An 18,161-nucleotide genomic window follows, 5' to 3' on the forward strand; every position below is an offset into this window, starting at 1 on the left:
GAATCCAGTCGAAGCCCAATAGCTACGCATCTGCTGGACAGGCCCGACCGGCAGAACTACCGTAGCGGCAAAATGATCCAACAGGAGGATTCACTCGGATGTCCAAGACACTCACGATCGCGGCAAGTACGGTTCTGTTTCTCTCGACGGCAGCATATGCGCAGGACCAATGCGCCGCTGGCAAGACACTGACAGACGGCAAATTCACCATCGCAACAGGTAACCCTGCCTATTACCCTTGGGTACTTGATGACGCGCCCGAAAGCGGCGAAGGGTTCGAGGCCGCAGTGGGCTATGCGGTCGCCGAAGAGATGGGGTTCGCGGCTGATGATGTCGTCTGGGTCCGATCTTCATTCGACGAGGCGATCCAACCCGGCGCCAAGGAATTTGACGTCAATATGCAGCAATACTCGATCACGCCTGAGCGCGATCAGGTGGTTGATTTCTCTACCCCCTACTACACCGCTCCGATGGCGGTTCTGGTGAGCCCTAACTCAACCGAGACAGCCCCAACGCTTGAAGCGTTGAAAGGCCTGCAATGGGGGGCCGTTGGCTCGACCACGGCGGTGCCAAAACTGGCAAGCATCATCCAACCCGACAGCGATCCGCTGCTTTATGGCGACAATGCGGACGTCAACGCCGCCATGTCGGCCAACCAGATCGATGCGGCCCTATTCGATCTGCCCACTGCCCTGTTCCTGAGCGCGGTGATGATCGAAGGCTCAAAAGTCATCGGCCAGTTCCCGGCGGATGAAAATGACAATCCCGATCATTTCGGCATGCTGATGGAAGAAGGCAACCCGCTGAAGGCATGCGTGGACGAGGCGCTGGCAGCGCTGATGGCGAACGGCAAATTGGCCGACATCGAGGCCAAATGGCTGCAGGACACCACCGGTGTCCCTCTGATCAAGTAACATGGCAGATCACAAGGCGGCGGGGATGACCCGCCGCGAACGGTACGAGGCGCACCAACGACGACGCTCGTTGGTGATCGCCACAATAAGCACGGTCACTGTTGTGGCCGCGATTTACTTTCTGGTGCCGCTCGCTCCGGGCTGGTCGAAGGTTCAGCAGAGCTTTTTCAACGGCGAGACACTAGTCAAAACCTTCCCGAAATTGCTTGAGGCGTTTCGGATCAACGTGATGATCTTTTTATGGTCCGCACCGGCGATCGCCGTGCTTGGCCTGTTGATTGCCTTGGCGCGGGATGCCAAATCACCTGCCCTGTTTCCGCTGCGCATCTTTGGCGCGGCGTTCACCGACATTTTCCGCGGCGTGCCAGTGATCCTGACGGTCTATCTGATCGGCTTCGGTATCCCGGGGCTGGGCCTGCCGCGTCCATGGAATTCGCCTTACATCTGGGGCTCGCTGGCGCTGATCCTGACCTATTCGGCCTATGTGGCCGAGATCTTCCGTTCCGGCATCGACAGCGTTCACCACAGCCAGCGCGCCGCCGCCCTGTCGCTGGGTCTGTCGGAACGGCAGGTGATGCGCGACGTGGTGTTGCCGCAGGCCATCCGCAACGTGGTGCCATCACAGATGAACATGCTGATTGCACTGCAAAAGGACGTCTCGCTGCTCAGCTTCATCGGTCCGGTCGAAATCTTCCGTCAGGCCGGGGTGTTCAAATCACTGCTGGCGAATTTCACCCCTTATGTGGGGGCCGCGATTATCTTCCTGATCGTCACCATTCCGGCCACCCGCTATGCCGATCACCTGATGGCCCGCCAAATGCGAGAGAGGCGCTGATGCCAAAACTGGAACTTCAGGGCGTAGTGAAACGCTTTGGCGACCGCACGGTCTGTGACGGGATCAACCTGACCGTTGATGAGGGCCAAATGGTCTGCCTGATCGGCGCATCCGGGTCGGGCAAGTCCACCCTGCTGCGCTGCATCAACCTGCTGGAACCCATCGAAGACGGTGCGATCTTTCTGGATGGCGAGGATATCTCGATCCCCGGTCTCAACCCGCAATCGGTTCGCGCCCGCATCGGGATCGTTTTTCAAAGCTTCAACCTGTTTCCGCATATGACCGCGCTTGAGAATGTCATGCTCGCCCCCCGCCGGGTGCGTGGGCTGACCCGCGCCGAACTGCAGCCCGAGGTCGAGGCGCTGTTCGCCCGGTTCGGACTGGCCGACCGGATGCATAATTATCCCGACCAGTTGTCGGGCGGTCAGCAGCAACGCGTCGCCATCGTGCGCGCCTTGGCCATGCAGCCCGAGGTCATGCTGTTTGATGAAATCACCTCGGCCCTCGATCCCCAACTGGTGGGCGAGGTGCTGGATGTTCTGCTGATGCTCAAGAAACAGGGCATGACGATGGTGATGGCCACGCATGAAATGGGCTTTGCCCGCGAGGCCGCCGACAAGATCTGTTTCCTCGACAGCGGACGGATCATTGAAGAAGGCCCGCCCGAGGCGGTGTTTGACCACCCTTCGCACCAGACCACGCAGGCCTTTCTGGCGCGGGCGTTGAAGTAAGCGCCCGGGCTCTGAATCCCTGACGATCTGACCCTCAAGGACTCGACTCTTTGAGGGTCAAGAACATATAAGAACAAATATAGAACATTTGGGGGTTTTATATGTTCGGCGGGATGCAGCGCCGCATCGTTTCACTCTGGTTTCCCCGGCTGGCAAGCGACCGGGCTTTGCGCCTGCGCCCGGTCGATGGGCCGTTTGTTCTGACGCTGAAACAGAATAATGCAAACCGAGTGTATTGCCTGAACACGCAGGCCCAGCGGCAAGGCCTGCATTGCGGTATGCCCTATTCCGATGCCCGCGCCTTTTGCCCCGATTTGCAAAGCCATCCTGCCGACCCGCAAGGAGATCAGCGGTTTCTGCACGCCCTGCGCCGCTGGGCCACACGCTATTGCCCCTGGGTCGGGCTCGAGGGTGAGGATGGGCTGGTTCTGGACATCACCGGATCGGCTCATCTGGCTGGCGGGGAAGAGATGATGCTGACCGATATGCGCAGGCGTCTGGCCCGCGCCGGGCTGGCGGTGCAGATCGGTCTGGCCCCGACACGCGGCGCGGCCTGGGCCCTGGCGCATTATGGCGAAGGGGTTGCGACCCAGGATACGCTGAAGGCCATCCGCGCCCTACCGGTGGCGGCGCTGCGGCTGGATGAGGATACCTCGGTCGCGCTGCAACGGCTGGGCCTGCGTCGGATTAGTGAGCTGGCACAAACCCCGCGCGCGCCATTGACGCGCCGGTTTGGCCCCGAGGTTCTGATGCGGCTGGATCAGGCCTTGGGGGATCAGCCCGAACAGATCACCCCGCTGGCCGACCCGCCCCATTACGGCGTGCGCATGACCCTGCCCGAGCCCATTGGGCTACTGTCCGATATGATGGCCGGGGCCGAACGGCTGCTGGAACGGCTCTGCGACAAGCTGAAAGCGCAGGAGATGGGCGCGCGCAAGCTATGCATCACCTTGCGCCGGGTGGATCAGGATCACCAGCAGGTCGAACTGCGGCTGGCCCGCCCTCTGCGTGATCCATATCGCATCCTGCCCCTGTTCGAGCGTGGATTGACCGAGGTGGATGCAGGCTTTGGCGTCGATCAGCTGCGGCTGGAGGCCACGCTGGTGGAACCCCTGCCGGTGCGCCAGATCAGCCGCGCCGCAAGCCGGGGCAAAGACCAACTGGATGACCTGATCACCCGCATCGGTACCCGGATCGGGTTGGATCAGATCCACCGCTTGCTGCCCGCGCAAAGCCATATCCCCGAACGCAGCTTCATCATCTCGCCCGCCGCCTATTCCGATCCTGCAGGCGGTTGGGTCGCCCTGCGCCCCCGCCCCCTGCAACTGTTTCCGCCAGAACCTATCGCCGGATCAGGCCCGCACCCGCCGCGCCGCTTTCGCTGGCGACGCATGTCGCTGACCACAGGCCGCTCAACCGGCCCCGAACGCATCTGCCCCGAATGGTGGCTGGAAGATGAGAACTGGCGCACGGGTTTGCGCGATTACTGGCAGGTTGAAACCCGGCAGGGGCGACGGTTGTGGCTGTATTACACGCCGCAAAATCCGGGATGGTTCGTGCATGGGGAATTCGCATGACCAAACCGAACCCGCCCAGCTCACACGCGCAGGAACCCGGCTATGCCGAGCTGGGCGTAACCACCAATTTCACCTTCCTGACCGGAGCCTCACACCCAGAAGAGCTGGTGACCCGCGCGGCAGAGCTGGGCCTGAAGGCCATCGCGATCACCGACCGGAACTCTCTGGCCGGGGTGGTCCGGGGCTGGAGCGCATTGAAAGAGCTGCGGCGCGAGGCGGAAGGCGCGGTTCAAATCCGCTCGCAACACCGCCTTGATTCCTCATCCCGGCAAGAGGTCGGGCATGTGCAGCCGATCGACAAACCGGATGTGCCCGCTCTGCCCAAGCTGATCGTCGGCTGCCGTCTGGTTCTGCGCGACAGCGCGGTGCACTGGCTGGCCCTGCCCCGCGACCGCGCCGCCTATCAGCGACTGACCCGCCTGCTGACACTGGGCAAACGACGGGCCGAGAAAGGGGAGTGCCATCTGGATCTGCAGGACATGCTGGCGGCCTGTCAGGGGATGATCCTGATCGCGCTGCCTCAGTCAGGGTTGAAACAGGCCATCCCCGACATTCAGACCGTCCGGCGGCAATTCCCCAATGCGGTCTTTCTGGGGGCGGTGCCGCGTTATGACGGCAGTGATCGGGCCTATCTGGCGGCCTGTGCGCAGGCGGCGCTGCGAGCCTCGGCCCCCATGGTGGCGGTAGGCGATGTGCTGATGCACCGTGGCAACCGCCGCCAACTGGCCGATGTGCTGACCTGCATGCGCGAACACATCACGATTGACCAGATCGGCACCCGCGCCCTGCCCAATGCCGAGCGGCGGCTGAAAGGCTATGTGGATATGGCCCGGCTGTTTCAGGACCACCCCGGCGCGCTGCGCCGCACGTTGGAAATCGCCGACCGCTGCAGCTTTGACCTGAGCGAGCTGTCTTACGAATACCCAGACGAGATCGCCAGCACTGAAACCCCGCTGGCGCGGCTAGAACGTCTGGCGCGCGAGGGGTTGAAACGGCGCTATCCCGATGGCCCGACCGAGAAGGCCATCAGTCTGATGAAAAAGGAACTGGCCCTGGTCGCCGATCTGGATTTCCCGGCCTATTTCCTGACCGTGCATGACATTGTGCAATTCGCCCGCTCGCAGGGCATTCTGTGCCAGGGGCGCGGATCAGCCGCCAATTCGATCCTGTGTTATCTGCTGGGCATCACCGATGTCAGCCCCGACATGATCGCCATGGTGTTCGAGCGTTTTGTCTCGAAATACCGAGGCGAGCCGCCGGATATCGATGTGGATTTCGAACACGAGCGGCGCGAAGAGGTGATCCAGTGGATTTATGAGAAATATGGCCGCCACCGCGCGGGCCTCTGTGCCACGGTCATCCATTTCCGATCCCGCGCGGCAATCCGCGAGGTGGGCAAGGTGATGGGCCTGTCTCAGGACGTCACCGCAGGTCTGTCCGGCCAGATCTGGGGGATGAGCAATGGCGGCGTTGACGCCGAGAGGCTGCAGGAACTCGGCCTCGACCTCAAAGACCGGCGCCTGATGCAGACGGTTCGACTGATTGGCGAGATCATCGGCTTCCCCCGCCATCTGTCGCAGCATGTAGGCGGGTTCGTCATCACCAAAGGACGGCTGGATGAGCTATGCCCGATCGAAAACGCCGCTATGGAAGACCGCACCGTGATCGAGTGGGACAAGGATGACATCGATGCGCTTGGCATTCTGAAGGTGGATATATTGGGGCTGGGGATGCTCAGCTGCATCCGCAAGGCGTTTGACCTGATGCAGCAACACAACAGCGAAACCCTCAGCATCGCCACCGTCCCGCAAGAGGACACGGCGACCTATGACATGCTGTGCGCCGCTGATGCGGTGGGCGTGTTTCAGGTCGAAAGCCGGGCGCAGATGAATTTCCTGCCCCGGATGCGACCGCGTGAATTCTACGATCTGGTGATTGAGGTTGCCATCGTCCGCCCCGGCCCCATTCAGGGCGATATGGTGCAGCCCTATATCCGGCGGCGCAACGGGCTGGAAAAATCCGAGCCCTTCGGCCCTGCCTTGGAAGAGGTGACACGGCGCACGCTGGGCGTGCCGCTGTTTCAGGAACAGGCCCTGCAAATCGCCGTGGTAGGCGCAGGTTTTTCGGCGGAAGAGGCCGACCACCTGCGCCGCTCCTTGGCCTCGTTCCGGCGCATGGGGACGATTGGCACATATCGTGACAAGTTCATCGCGGGGATGCTGAACAATGGCTATACGCCCGAGGTCGCCGACCGCTGCTTTGGCCAGATCGAAGGCTTTGCCGATTACGGCTTTCCCGAAAGCCACGCGGCGGCTTTTGCGATGCTCGCCTATGTCTCGGCCTGGATGAAATGCCACCACCCGGCGATCTTTGCCTGCGCGCTGTTGAATTCGCAACCCATGGGGTTTTACGCCCCGGCCCAGATCGCGCGGGACGCGCGCGAGCATGGGGTCGAGATCCGCCCGGTCTGCGTTAACACCTCGACCTGGGACAATCTGCTGGAACGCCGCGCCGACGGGGCGCTGGCCCTGCGGCTGGGTTTTCGCCAGATCAAAGGGTTCAAGCAGGAGGATGCGGATTGGATCGTGGCCGCGCGGGGTAATGGGTATCCGGACCCCGAAACGCTGTGGTTGCGGGCCGGGCTGCGTCCCGATGTTCTGACGCGTCTGGCCGAGGCGGATGCGTTTTCCGGCATGGACCTGACCCGGCGCGACGCCCTGTGGCATGTCAAAGCCATCCGCAGCCGAACCGCTCTGCCGCTGTTCAATGACCCCATCGATGGCGAAAGCATCAACGAGCCACCGGTGAACCTGCCGGTCATGCATCTGGGCGAGGAAGTGGTCGAGGATTACGTCTCGACCCGTCTGACCCTGCGCTCGCACCCGATGGAGCTGTTGCGCCCATCCATCCCCGGCCTTGTGCCGCATGCCACGCTGCAGGACATCCCGTTGGGCCGTTACAGCGTCTGCGGGCTGGTGATTACGCGCCAGCGGCCGGGAACCGCCTCGGGCGTGATCTTTCTGACGCTTGAAGATGAAACCGGGGTCAGCAATGTGGTTGTCTGGCCCAAGGTCTATGAACGGTTTCGCCGCATCGTGATGGGCGGGCGGTTGCTGCAGGTCCGCGGGTATCTGCAGCGCGAGGGGATCGTCGTGCATCTGATCGCGCAGGAAATCACCGATATGTCGCATAAACTGTCCGAGCTTGGGCATCCGCTGGATGAGGCCATCGGCATCACCCAACCGCAAGCGGATGACACCCCGCGCCCCCGGCAGAACGGCCCAAGCGCCCGCCATCCGCGCGAACAGGCCAAGCGTCTGTTCCCAAGCCGGGATTTTCACTAGAACCCGCGCCATCATAAGGCCAGTTTCAAAGAAACATCCGGCTAGCGTGATCCGGTCACCTCTTTCCCTTGCCCTTGCCCGCAATATGTTGCACCACACACGGGTTCAAACCCGGTGAACGGGCCAAAGGATAAGGACAAGGCGCATGGCTGACGGATCGATCGACATCAACGCAAAACCCACCGAGGACATTTCGGTTCGCGAGGTGTTTGGCATTGACAGCGATATGGCAGTCAAAGGCTTTGCCGAGCGCAGCGACCGCGTGCCGGTCATCGACCCGACCTACAAGTTCGACCCCGAAACCACATTGGCGATTCTTGCCGGCTTTACCCATAACCGCCGGGTGATGATTCAGGGCTATCACGGCACCGGGAAATCGACCCATATCGAACAGGTCGCTGCCCGTCTGAACTGGCCCGCCGTTCGTGTGAACCTCGACAGCCATATCAGCCGGATCGACCTGATCGGTAAGGACGCGATCAAACTGCGCGACGGCAAGCAGGTCACCGAATTCCACGAAGGCATCCTGCCCTGGGCTCTGCGCAACCCGGTTGCAATCGTATTCGACGAATACGACGCGGGCCGTGCGGATGTGATGTTCGTGATTCAACGAGTGCTGGAGCATGACGGCAAGCTGACCTTGCTGGACCAGAACGAAATCATTACGCCGAACCCGAACTTCCGCCTGTTTGCGACTGCAAACACCGTGGGTCTGGGCGACACCACCGGCCTCTATCACGGCACGCAGCAGATCAACCAGGCGCAAATGGACCGCTGGTCTCTGGTCTCGACGCTAAACTACCTCAGCCACGATGCCGAGACGATGATCGTGCTGTCCAAAGCCCCCCATTACAACACTGCCGAAGGCCGCAAGACCGTCAGCCAGATGGTCACCGTCGCCGACCTGACCCGGACCGCCTTCATGAATGGCGATCTGTCCACCGTCATGAGCCCGCGGACCGTGATCAACTGGGCCCAAAACGCCGAGATTTTCCGCAACATCGGCTATGCCTTCCGCCTATCCTTCCTGAACAAATGCGACGAACTGGAACGCCAGACCGTAGCTGAGTTCTATCAGCGTTGTTTTGATGAGGAACTGCCGGAAAGCGCGGCGAGCGCCAGCCTGGGGTGACAGGGGGGCCGCCATGCATATCGGATTGATTGGCGGGATCGGTGTTGCTGCAACGGTGGTTTATTATCAGCGGCTGAGTGCGGCGATGGCGGCGCGTGGAAAGCCGATGGAACTGACCATCGTGCATGCGGATGTGCAGGAATTGATCCACAACAATCTGGCGGACAAACGGGATGCACAGGCGCGGGTCTACGCAAGGCTCATTGATCGCCTGAAGGCGGCTGGCGTGGATTGTGTGGCAATCACGTCGCTGGGTGGGCATTTCTGCTATGATGAAACCGTGCCGTTGTCTCCGCTGCCGCTTATTTCGGCCGTAAAGCCTCTGGATGCGTATTTCGCCTCACAGGGGTTTGGCACTGTCGGGTTGCTTGGAACGCGTGTTGTGATGCAGACCAAACTTTATGGTCAGCTTGGGCAAACCCGGGCGGTTGCGTTGGAAGATGAGATCGAAATGCTGGGACAAACTTACCAGGATATGGCCGTTGCCGGGGTTTGCTCCGATCAGGATCGCGCACTGTTTCTGGACGCGGGTCGCCGTATGGTGAATGATTTGAATGCTGATGCCGTCGTTTTGGCTGGGACCGACCTGAACCTTGCCTTTGACGAGCGAGATCCCGGATATAAGGTTGTTGATGCGCTGGATGTGCATGTGGATATGCTGGCGCGTCTGGCAAGTGATGAAATGACGCTTGAAGAAGCAGGGGCGGACAGATGAGTAAACCAAACGACAACCCTGCTGATCCTTTTAAAAAGGCGCTGGCCGAAGCCACCAAGGTCATGGCCGATGACCCTGAGCTTTCGGTAAGCTATACCGTCGACCCCTCAGGTCTGTCGGGCGAGTCCATGCGGCTGCCGCAGGTCTCACGCCGGATGACGCGCGAAGAGGTGTTGTTGGCGCGCGGCACGGCAGATGCTCTGGCCCTGCAGCGCAAGTACCATGACGACGCGACGCACGCGCGCTATGCGCCTCCAGGAGATATGGCGCGGGATCTTTATGAGGCGATGGAAACGGCCCGCTGCGAGGCGATGGGCGCACGGGACATGCCCGGAACCGCGTCAAATATCGACGTCAAGATCGGGCATGAGGCGATCCGGCGTGGCTATGACCAATGCAAGCAGCCTGCGGATGCGCCTTTGGCTGTGGCGGCGGGCTATCTGATCCGACATCTGGCCACCGGGCGCGATATGCCGCCTGCGGCTGAGAATGTCATGAACCTGTGGCGCGGGTTTATCGAGGAACAGGCCGGCGGCGTGCTTGAAAACCTTGATGAGGTGCTTTCGGATCAGGCCGAATTTGCCAAGTTTGCCCGCCAGATGATCAAGGATCTGGGCTATGGCGACCAGCTGGGCGAGGACCCTGATGAGCTGGACGACGAGCAGGAAGATCAGGCCGAAGAAGAGGCCGAAGAACAGCCCGATCCCGATAGCACCGGTCAGGATGATCAGGACGAACAGGACGCCGACGCGACGCCTGAGCAAACTCAGGAAGAGCAGCAAGACCAGTCTCAGGCCCAGGTCTCGATGGACGAGATGGCCGAGGATGAGATGGGCGATGAGGCCGAGATGCCCGAGGGTGAGGCTCCGCTGGAGCCGCCTGCCCCGCCACCTGCGTCCGAGGCGGATCCGGACTACAAGGTCTATCTGAACACCCATGATGAAGAAATCGCGGCTGAAGATTTGGCGGAACCCGCCGAACTGGAACGGTTGCGCGCCTATCTGGACCAGCAACTGGAACCGCTGAAGGGCGCGGTGAGCCGTCTGGCCAACAAGTTGCAACGCCGCTTGCAGGCACAGCAGAACCGGTCCTGGGAGTTCGACCGCGAGGAAGGCATTCTGGATGCCGGACGTCTAGCGCGTGTCGTGGCCAACCCGACCACTCCGCTGAGCTTCAAAGTCGAAAAAGATACCGAGTTCCGAGATACCGTGGTGACGCTGTTGCTGGACAATTCGGGCTCGATGCGCGGGCGTCCGATTTCGATCGCCGCAATTTGTGCCGATGTTCTGGCGCGCACGTTGGAGCGTTGCAACGTGAAGGTTGAAATTCTGGGCTTCACCACCCGCGCGTGGAAAGGCGGCCAGGCGCGTGAGGCATGGCTGAACGATGGCCGCCCGCAGCAACCGGGGCGTCTGAACGACCTACGCCACATCATCTACAAGGGTGCCGACGCCCCATGGCGTCGCGCGCGGCCCAATCTGGGTCTGATGATGAAAGAGGGCCTGCTGAAGGAAAACATCGACGGCGAGGCGCTGGAATGGGCGCATCGCCGGATGCTGGCACGGCGTGAGGCCCGCAAAATCCTGATGGTGATTTCGGACGGAGCGCCGGTCGATGATTCAACGCTTAGCGTTAACCCCGCGAACTATCTGGAAAAGCATCTGCGCGACGTGATCGCCATGGTCGAAAAGCGTAAGATGGTGGAACTGCTGGCCATCGGCATCGGCCACGACGTGACACGGTATTACGACCGCGCCGTGACCATCACCGATGTGGAACAACTGGCCGGGGCAATGACCGAGCAATTGGCGGCGCTCTTCGACAGTGATCCCCGCGCACGGGCACGGGTCATGGGGATGAAGCGGGCCAGCTAAGCCCGCCCGCCCTGCGCCGTCAAACGAAGCACCAGAATGACCAGCCAATTGGGCATGGTTATCGCACTGCACGAGTGTTCAGCGCGCGGGCGGGATAGGCTTGGCCGATGGCGAGCAGCCGGGTGGTGCAATAACGCGGTGTCAAAGGGAAGCATCATCTTGATCTCCTGTCTGTTGCTTCCAATGTGGTCACTATGCCGCGCGCCCGCTTGAAGGCGATCCTGAGAAACCCCCGAGAATTCCTTGGGATAATCATTGAAACTTGAGGCCTGCGCCGAAACAGAGTGTATTCAGCCCATGCGATATGAGTTTGCAGACTGTGTTCTTGATGTGGACCGCCACGTATTGCTGCGGGGCGGCGAGACCGTGCGGGTCGAACCCCAGGTCTTTGATCTACTGGAATTGCTGGCTGAAAGCCCCGGTAAACTGGTTGTCCGAGAAGAGATCATCGATCGGGTCTGGAACGGCCGGTTTGTCTCGGATTCAACGATCAGTGCACGCATTGCGGCAGCCCGTCGGGCCGTTGGTGATGATGGCAAGTCACAACGGATCATCCGAACAATCGTTCGGCGCGGATTGCAGATGACAGCCGAGGTCAAAAGCGACGCTGGTTCAATCTCGGACGAGAACAGCCAGACCCAAAAATTGCGTTATGCCCAAGGCAGCGATGGACGACCAATCCCCTACGCGCTCTCGGGCAGTGGTCACCCCGTTCTTCGCATCGGCTCGGTCATTCACGATCTGGAAGCCGAATGGCGCCTGTCTTCTGAACGCACCCGGTTGATGGATATGGCCAAGCAATTCCGCCTGCTGCGCTACAACAAGGATCACGGAGTAAGCTCCAACTCGGACCATCAAGCCGTCTTTGACCTCAGGATCCAGGAAATTCTGGCCGTAACCAAGGCCGCCGGGTTCGAGCGTTTCTCGATCATCGGCGAGTTTGGAGGAACCTTCCCAGCCCTGCATTTCGCAGCGCGGCATCCGGATCGCGTTGATAAGCTGGTGATCGCTGGCGGCTGGGCCGAAGGGCGAGACCACCGGGGCGATACGAAACAACCCGATTCGATCCGAACACTGATTGCAGAAGGTTGGCAAACGCCGGGCGGCGGATACGCGATGGGCTCAACGCTCAGTTACTTTCCCGATGGTCCGCTCGATGATGTCCGGCACATGGTGCAAGAGATGCAGGCGCTTTATTCGCGTGAGCAAAAGCTTTTGTATCGCGACATCGGAAACAGCACCTCCGCCCTGCATTTGCTGTCCGAGATCACTTGCCCAACCCTGATCCTGCACGGACGCCACACCGAAGTTCACCCTCTGACCGAGGCACGAAAACTGGCTGCAGGTATTCCAAATGCCTCGCTTGTTATCCTTGAAACCGCCAATCAAATTCCGCTGCCCGGAAACCCCGCCTACGAGATCTACATGCAAAGCCTCATCGAATTTCTTGGAACGCCCTCGGATAGCTGATCTGGCGCTGGACATTCTTTGGCGCAGCCCTCAGGTTTCACCGCATTCAAATCCACCCGAAGAGGCCGCCCATGTTCCAAAGTTTCGAAGTGACCGCCCGCCCGGAACAAGGCCCCCCGCGACTGGCGGCCCTGCGCGAAGAATTGGCGCGCGAAGGTTTGCAGGGTTTTCTGATCCCCCGCGCAGATGCGCATCAGGGGGAATATGTGGCCCCTCGGGATGAACGTCTGTCCTGGCTCACCGGATTCACGGGGTCTGCCGGATTTTGTGTGGCACTCACGGATATTGCAGGGGTCTTCATTGATGGACGCTATCGCACGCAAGTGAAAGCGCAGGTCGCTGAAGACTACACGCCGGTCCCGTGGCCCGATGTCAGCCTGAGCGCATGGTTGAAAGAACAGCTACCAAATGGCGGCAAGGTCGGGTTTGACCCATGGCTTCACGCGGCTGGCCAGATTTCATCTGCACAGAAAGAGCTTGAGGGCAGCGGGGTCGAGCTGCTGCGCTGCGATAACCTCGTGGATCGGGTTTGGGCGGATCAACCCGCCCCTCCCATGAATCCGGTCAGGGTGCATCCAATTGAATTTGCGGGTGAAAGCGCCGAAGACAAGATCAAACGCCTCGCCGCCGAATTGCAGAATGCGGGGCACGCGGCAGCTGTGATCACCCTCCCGGATTCGATCATGTGGCTGCTGAACATTCGGGGCTCGGACATCGCGTATAATCCGGTGGCGCATGGGTTCGCCATACTGCACAGCGATGGCCGCGTTGATCTGTTCATGGCCGCCGCCAAGCTGACCGGGTTGCAGGAGCACCTGGGCGATCAGGTAGCCCAACACGAACCCGATGCGTTTCTGGAAGCCGTCAGGGCACTTGAGGGCAAGGTGCAGGTCGATCCGGGAACGGTTCCGCAGATCGTGGCGGATGCGCTGGGGGACAGGATGGTGGGTGGCGGCGATCCCTGCGCCCTGCCTAAGGCGTGCAAGAATCCGGCCGAAATCGCTGGCACGGCCGAGGCGCATCTACGCGATGCGGCAGCCGTGGTCGAACTGCTCTGCTGGCTCGATGCGCAGGCACCCGGCACCCTGACCGAGACCCAAGTGGTCACCAAGCTGGAAGAAAGCCGCCGCCGCGACAACGCCCTGCAGGATATCTCGTTCGACACCATTGCGGGCACCGGCCCGAACGGGGCCATCATGCATTACCGCGTGACCGAAGAAACCGACAGTCGGTTGGAAAATGGTCACCTGCTGGTGCTGGACAGCGGCGGTCAATATCTGGACGGCACCACCGATATCACCCGCACGATTGCGATCGGTGATGTGGGGGATGAGGAAAAAACCTGCTTCACCCGTGTCCTAAAAGGCATGATCGCCATGTCGATGCTACGCTGGCCTGTTGGTCTGGCCGGGCGTGATATCGAATGCGTCGCACGGCTGCCGCTTTGGCTGGCCGGGCAGGATTTCAACCACGGTGTCGGACATGGGGTCGGCACCTATCTCAGCGTGCACGAGGGCCCTCAACGCCTGTCACGGGTCAGCCACATCCCGCTTGAGCCAGGAATGATCCTGTCGAACGAGCCGGGATATTACCGCGAGGGCGCCTTTGGCATCCGTCTGGAAAACCTCGTCGTCGTGGAGGATGCCCCCGCCCTGCCCGGTGGCGATGACGAACGGGCCATGCTGAACTGGCGGACGCTGACATTTGTACCGATCGACCGGCGTCTGATCCTGGTCGACATGCTGACACGCGAGGAACGCGCCTGGCTGAACGCCTATCACGGCGAAGTCGTAGAAAAAGTCCGGCCAAGGCTGGGCGACGCCGCTCAACTGTGGTTGGATGCCGCAACTGCGCCGGTTTGACACCAGCATGTTACATAGATTGGGCAGAGGAGAAGCCCCGAACCGACAAGGGAAGGAACAGGAATGACAGACACCATCACAATTCGCAAAGCGCCGGGTAAATGGAGCGTGCGTTCAGGCGGCGCGATTCTAGGTGAAACCACAGCAGCGCTGGAATTGCTTGAAGGTGACAAAGACCCGGTCATCTATTTCCCGCGCGCGGATATCGCAATGGCTTTTTTGGATCGCACCGACAAAGTGACCCAATGCGAAGGCAAGGGGGAGGCCACGCATTTCTCGATCGTGAACAAATCATCAGTCACTAAAAACGCAGCGTGGAGCTATGAGAACCCACTCGATACCATCGCCGAAGTTAAGAACCATCTGGCGTTTTATCCCGAAGACTCGGTCAAAGTTGAACGAATTTAGGTTCAAAATTTGCCTCTACTTTACAATTGATGTGTTCGATGCCCACCAAAGCTGACTGTCCACTCTATCTTGGTGCCAAGATCGGGCGTACTCAAAGATAGCCAGAGTATCGATATTCCAACTCGTGGGATGTTGGCGGCCGGTTCAACGATCTAGTAGGGAATGTTTGGGTCCGGGTCTGGCCTCGAGGCTCCTGAGGTTTGATGATCAGTAACGAGCAACATAATGCTTGTATTGGTCCGCCGTAATTTGCGGCCCAGAGATCCGACACGCTGCGAAACGGGGAAAATGAATGAAAATCGCAACTGCTGCTTACAACCTGAATTGGCTCGACAGTTGGGCGCAATATGAAGACAAAGTTGAGGCGTGGGTTTCCGAAGCCGTAAGTCATGGTTCCAATCTTCTCGTGTTCCCCGAGTATGGTGCGATGGAGTTGTCGACACTCGATGGTCCCAAGGTGGCAGGTGATCTTGAACGTTCTATTCACGCCGTTTCCGACCGGATGGAAGATGTACAAGACATACATTCCCGCTTGGCGATGACGTACAATGCATACATTCTGGGTGCGTCAGCCTCGGTGATCGACGGATCAGGCCGTCCAGTGAACCGCGCAGTCCTCTACGCGCCTGATGGTCGCCGCGACCATCAGGACAAGCAGATCATGACACGGTTTGAACGCGAGGTCTGGGACATCGCCCCAGGTGGTCCGTTGAAACTGTTCGATACCGCTTTGGGTAAAATCGGCGTTCTCATCTGCTATGACAGTGAGTTCCCGCTCTTGGGTCGCGCGCTGAGCGAGGCCGATCTAATCCTCGTTCCATCCTGTACCGAAGCCCTGTCCGGTTACTGGCGCGTGCGGATCGGCGCCATGTCCCGAGCCCTTGAGAATCAATGCGTTACGGTAATGTCATCATTGGTTGGCGGCAATGAATGGTCCGAGGCGGTCGACATGAATACCGGCGTGGGTGGCGTATTTGGCCCGCCCGATATCGGGTTCCCGCCGACGGGTGTGCTTGCCGAAGGCACTCTGAATACAGCCGGCTGGACCTATGCCGAGGTCGACCTGTCCGCAATCGCAAACGTCCGTGCAGACGGTCGTGTGTTGAACCGCACCCATTGGGCCGAGCAAGATGCCCGAGTCGATTCAGTCACAATATCACCTCTTTAGGTGACTTCGCCCTTGAAATAAGGCCGGAATAGGCTCATTTAAGCGCACGAACTGCAGATTCTGCAGGTGCAACGTAATGATGGAGACAACATGGCCAAGGAAGATACGCTCGAATTTCCCGGTGTCGTGAAGGAACTCCTGCCTAATGCGACGTTTCGGGTCGAGCTGGAAAACGGCCATGAGATCATCGCACATACGGCAGGCAAGATGCGCAAGAACCGCATCCGTGTTCTGGCCGGCGACAAAGTTCAGGTCGAAATGACCCCCTATGATCTGACCAAGGGTCGGATCAACTATCGCTTCAAGTAACGCCCGACACATGGCGTTTATCCTCGGATCGGGCAGCCCAAGGCGGTTGGACCTGCTGGCGCAGCTTGGCGTTCAACCCGATGCGATCCGTGCGCCAGATATCGATGAAACGCCGCTGAAAGGCGAACTGCCAGCCCCCTATTGCAGCCGCATCACGCGGCAAAAAGTGCAGGCTATTCAGGCAGATAGCGATGATATCACCCTATGCGCCGACACAACGGTCGCACTGGGCCGCCGAATTCTTGGCAAACCCGAAGGCGCTGGCCAAGCTGCCGAATTTCTGCACGCCCTGTCCGGCCGACGCCATCGGGTGATCACCTCGGTTGCGGTGCGGCGCGGCGACAAAATTCTCCAGCGCGACGTGGTTTCTCAGGTCAAGGTGAAGCGGCTGTCAGATACCGAAATCAATGCCTATCTTGCGACGGATGACTGGCAGGGCAAGGCCGGAGCCTATGCGATCCAAGGCCCTGCTGGTGCTTTCATCCCATGGATTTCAGGCTCATTCACCGGTATCGTCGGCCTGCCCTTGTCCGAAACTGCCGCACTGCTGCAAGGCATCGGCTATCCCCTATATCGCGAGGCATCATGAAGGGCCGTACCATCATTCTGGATCACATTCAGGGACGCGAAGCTGCTGCCCTGATGGTGGACGGCGTCCTCGACGATTTTCTGATCGCCGCAGATGCCCCGGCACCCGGCACGATCTACCGCGCCCGTGCGGATCGCCCGGTCAAAGGTCAAAGCGGCATGTTTCTGACCACCCCTGAGGGTCCCGCGTTTCTGAGACAGATCAAAGGTTTGGCGCCCGGCGCGCTGCTTTTGGTGCAGGTGACTGGGTATGCCGAACCCGGCAAAGCCATCCCCGTCACAAACCGCATCCTGTTCAAAAGCCGCTATGCAATCGTGACACCCGACGCTCCCGGTTTGAACATCTCGCGCCGTATTCGGGATGAAGATGTGCGCGACCAACTGCTCGAAATTGCTCATGAACAGATGGGCGACTGCCCGCATGGCCTGATATTACGTTCCTGCTGCCAAGGAGCCGAGGCCGAAGAGATCGCCGAGGATATCTCGGCCATGCTTGCGCTGGCCGAGCAGGTGCTAAGTGACTCAGGCACAGAACCCGAATTGCTCAGTGAGGGCGATGGCCCACATATCCTGGCTTGGCGCGATTGGACGGATTCGGCCGAGGTCGTGACCGCATCTGGTGGTTTCGAAGACCATGGCGTGCTGGACGCGCTTGACACCGCACAGGGGATTTCCGAAGCGCTGCCCGGTGGGGGACGCCTCTATATCCAACCGACCCGCGCCCTGGTTGCGGTTGATGTAAACACCGGTGCCGACACGTCTCTGGCCGCTGGGACCAAGGCTAACTTCGCCTGCGCCAAAACCCTGCCGCGCGCCCTACGCGTACGCGGGTTAGGAGGTCAAATCACCCTGGACCTCGCACCGATGCCCAAGAAAGACCGGAGAGGTTTCGAATCTGTCTTACGGTCGGCTTTCAAGTCCGATCCTGACGAGACAATCCTGGCCGGTTGGACACCGCTGGGCCATTTCGAACTTCAGCGCAAACGTGGTCGTATCCCTTTGACGGAGATCCTGAAATGAGCTGCCCGATCTGCGGAGAAAACACGCTGCAAGCCTTTCGCCCATTCTGCTCGAAACGCTGCGCGGATATCGATTTGGCAAAGTGGCTGAACGGCTCCTATGCGGTGCCATCGCAACGTGAAGAAGACGCCGAGACGACTTCGGAACCAACCGAAAGCCCCACGCCACGCCCGCATTGAAAAAATGTCAAAAAGCCTCTGGACACTGCCTGTGG

17 protein-coding genes are annotated in these 18,161 nt (G+C 60.1%); 16 read left to right on the forward strand and 1 reads right to left on the reverse strand.

Translation table 11 applies throughout. From position 1 onward, the window contains the following. Positions 1-98: 98 nt before the first annotated feature. From ACR0DU_RS14100 to cobT, 8 genes are all read left to right on the forward strand, one after another. Entirely contained in the window at positions 99-914 is an 816-nt protein-coding gene (locus ACR0DU_RS14100; protein ID WP_480875424.1) for an ABC transporter substrate-binding protein, read from the forward strand. Position 915: 1 nt separating this feature from the next. Further along, positions 916-1,749 carry an amino acid ABC transporter permease gene (locus ACR0DU_RS14105; protein ID WP_010437538.1) on the forward strand — a complete coding sequence of 278 codons (834 nt, stop codon included), beginning with the start codon at positions 916-918 and terminating at the stop codon, positions 1,747-1,749. Beyond that, positions 1,749-2,480, forward strand: coding sequence for an amino acid ABC transporter ATP-binding protein (locus ACR0DU_RS14110; RefSeq protein ID WP_010437537.1), 732 nt, complete (start codon positions 1,749-1,751; stop codon positions 2,478-2,480). The genes ACR0DU_RS14105 and ACR0DU_RS14110 overlap by 1 nt, the downstream gene beginning before the upstream one ends. Positions 2,481-2,581: 101 nt before the next feature. Beyond that, a complete protein-coding gene (locus tag ACR0DU_RS14115; protein ID WP_010437536.1) occupies positions 2,582-4,057 on the forward strand; it encodes a Y-family DNA polymerase in 1,476 nt (491 codons plus the stop codon). Continuing rightward, positions 4,054-7,401, forward strand: a complete 3,348-nt coding sequence (locus tag ACR0DU_RS14120; protein ID WP_480875428.1) for an error-prone DNA polymerase — start codon at positions 4,054-4,056, stop codon at positions 7,399-7,401. Before ACR0DU_RS14115 ends, ACR0DU_RS14120 begins: the two co-directional genes overlap by 4 nt. A gap of 145 nt (positions 7,402-7,546) precedes the next feature. Continuing rightward, positions 7,547-8,533: a cobaltochelatase subunit CobS gene (cobS, locus tag ACR0DU_RS14125; protein WP_010437533.1), complete on the forward strand. Its 987-nt coding sequence runs from the start codon at positions 7,547-7,549 to the stop codon at positions 8,531-8,533. 13 nt (positions 8,534-8,546) lie between these two features. Next, positions 8,547-9,248, forward strand: coding sequence for an aspartate/glutamate racemase family protein (locus ACR0DU_RS14130; protein WP_480875429.1), 702 nt, complete (start codon positions 8,547-8,549; stop codon positions 9,246-9,248). Continuing rightward, positions 9,245-11,122 carry a cobaltochelatase subunit CobT gene (cobT, locus tag ACR0DU_RS14135; RefSeq protein WP_480875431.1) on the forward strand — a complete coding sequence of 626 codons (1,878 nt, stop codon included), beginning with the start codon at positions 9,245-9,247 and terminating at the stop codon, positions 11,120-11,122. Before ACR0DU_RS14130 ends, cobT begins: the two co-directional genes overlap by 4 nt. On the opposite strand, the gene ACR0DU_RS14140 is transcribed toward cobT, so the two are convergent. After that, the gene (locus tag ACR0DU_RS14140; protein WP_480875433.1) at positions 11,119-11,280 is read right to left on the reverse strand and encodes a hypothetical protein; all 162 of its coding nucleotides are present in this window, start codon (positions 11,278-11,280) and stop codon (positions 11,119-11,121) included. The genes cobT and ACR0DU_RS14140 overlap by 4 nt on opposite strands. 139 nt (positions 11,281-11,419) lie before the next feature. Between ACR0DU_RS14140 and ACR0DU_RS14145 the strand changes: the two genes are divergently transcribed. From ACR0DU_RS14145 to ACR0DU_RS14180, 8 genes are all read left to right on the forward strand, one after another. Next, positions 11,420-12,592, forward strand: a complete 1,173-nt coding sequence (locus ACR0DU_RS14145; RefSeq protein WP_170724658.1) for an alpha/beta hydrolase — start codon at positions 11,420-11,422, stop codon at positions 12,590-12,592. 71 nt (positions 12,593-12,663) lie between these two features. After that, positions 12,664-14,454 carry an aminopeptidase P family protein gene (locus ACR0DU_RS14150; RefSeq protein WP_480875434.1) on the forward strand — a complete coding sequence of 597 codons (1,791 nt, stop codon included), beginning with the start codon at positions 12,664-12,666 and terminating at the stop codon, positions 14,452-14,454. Positions 14,455-14,517: 63 nt separating this feature from the next. Continuing rightward, the gene (locus tag ACR0DU_RS14155; protein ID WP_010437523.1) at positions 14,518-14,862 is read left to right on the forward strand and encodes a DUF427 domain-containing protein; all 345 of its coding nucleotides are present in this window, start codon (positions 14,518-14,520) and stop codon (positions 14,860-14,862) included. A 292-nt stretch (positions 14,863-15,154) separates the two neighbouring features. Beyond that, complete coding sequence (locus ACR0DU_RS14160; protein WP_260024567.1) at positions 15,155-16,030, forward strand: carbon-nitrogen hydrolase family protein; 876 nt, start codon at positions 15,155-15,157, stop codon at positions 16,028-16,030. Between the two features lie 90 nt (positions 16,031-16,120). Continuing rightward, positions 16,121-16,339: a translation initiation factor IF-1 gene (gene infA, locus ACR0DU_RS14165; RefSeq protein ID WP_005978431.1), complete on the forward strand. Its 219-nt coding sequence runs from the start codon at positions 16,121-16,123 to the stop codon at positions 16,337-16,339. 10 nt (positions 16,340-16,349) lie between these two features. After that, positions 16,350-16,928 carry a Maf family protein gene (locus ACR0DU_RS14170; RefSeq protein WP_260024565.1) on the forward strand — a complete coding sequence of 193 codons (579 nt, stop codon included), beginning with the start codon at positions 16,350-16,352 and terminating at the stop codon, positions 16,926-16,928. Then, positions 16,925-17,947 (forward strand): ribonuclease E/G, encoded by a 1,023-nt coding sequence (locus ACR0DU_RS14175; RefSeq protein ID WP_480875437.1) that lies wholly within the window; start codon positions 16,925-16,927, stop codon positions 17,945-17,947. The genes ACR0DU_RS14170 and ACR0DU_RS14175 overlap by 4 nt, the downstream gene beginning before the upstream one ends. Next, positions 17,944-18,126, forward strand: a complete 183-nt coding sequence (locus tag ACR0DU_RS14180; RefSeq protein WP_170475659.1) for a DNA gyrase inhibitor YacG — start codon at positions 17,944-17,946, stop codon at positions 18,124-18,126. The genes ACR0DU_RS14175 and ACR0DU_RS14180 overlap by 4 nt, the downstream gene beginning before the upstream one ends. Positions 18,127-18,161: the final 35 nt, after the last annotated feature.

The sequence above is a fragment of the Ruegeria sp. G2 genome (assembly GCF_056533505.1).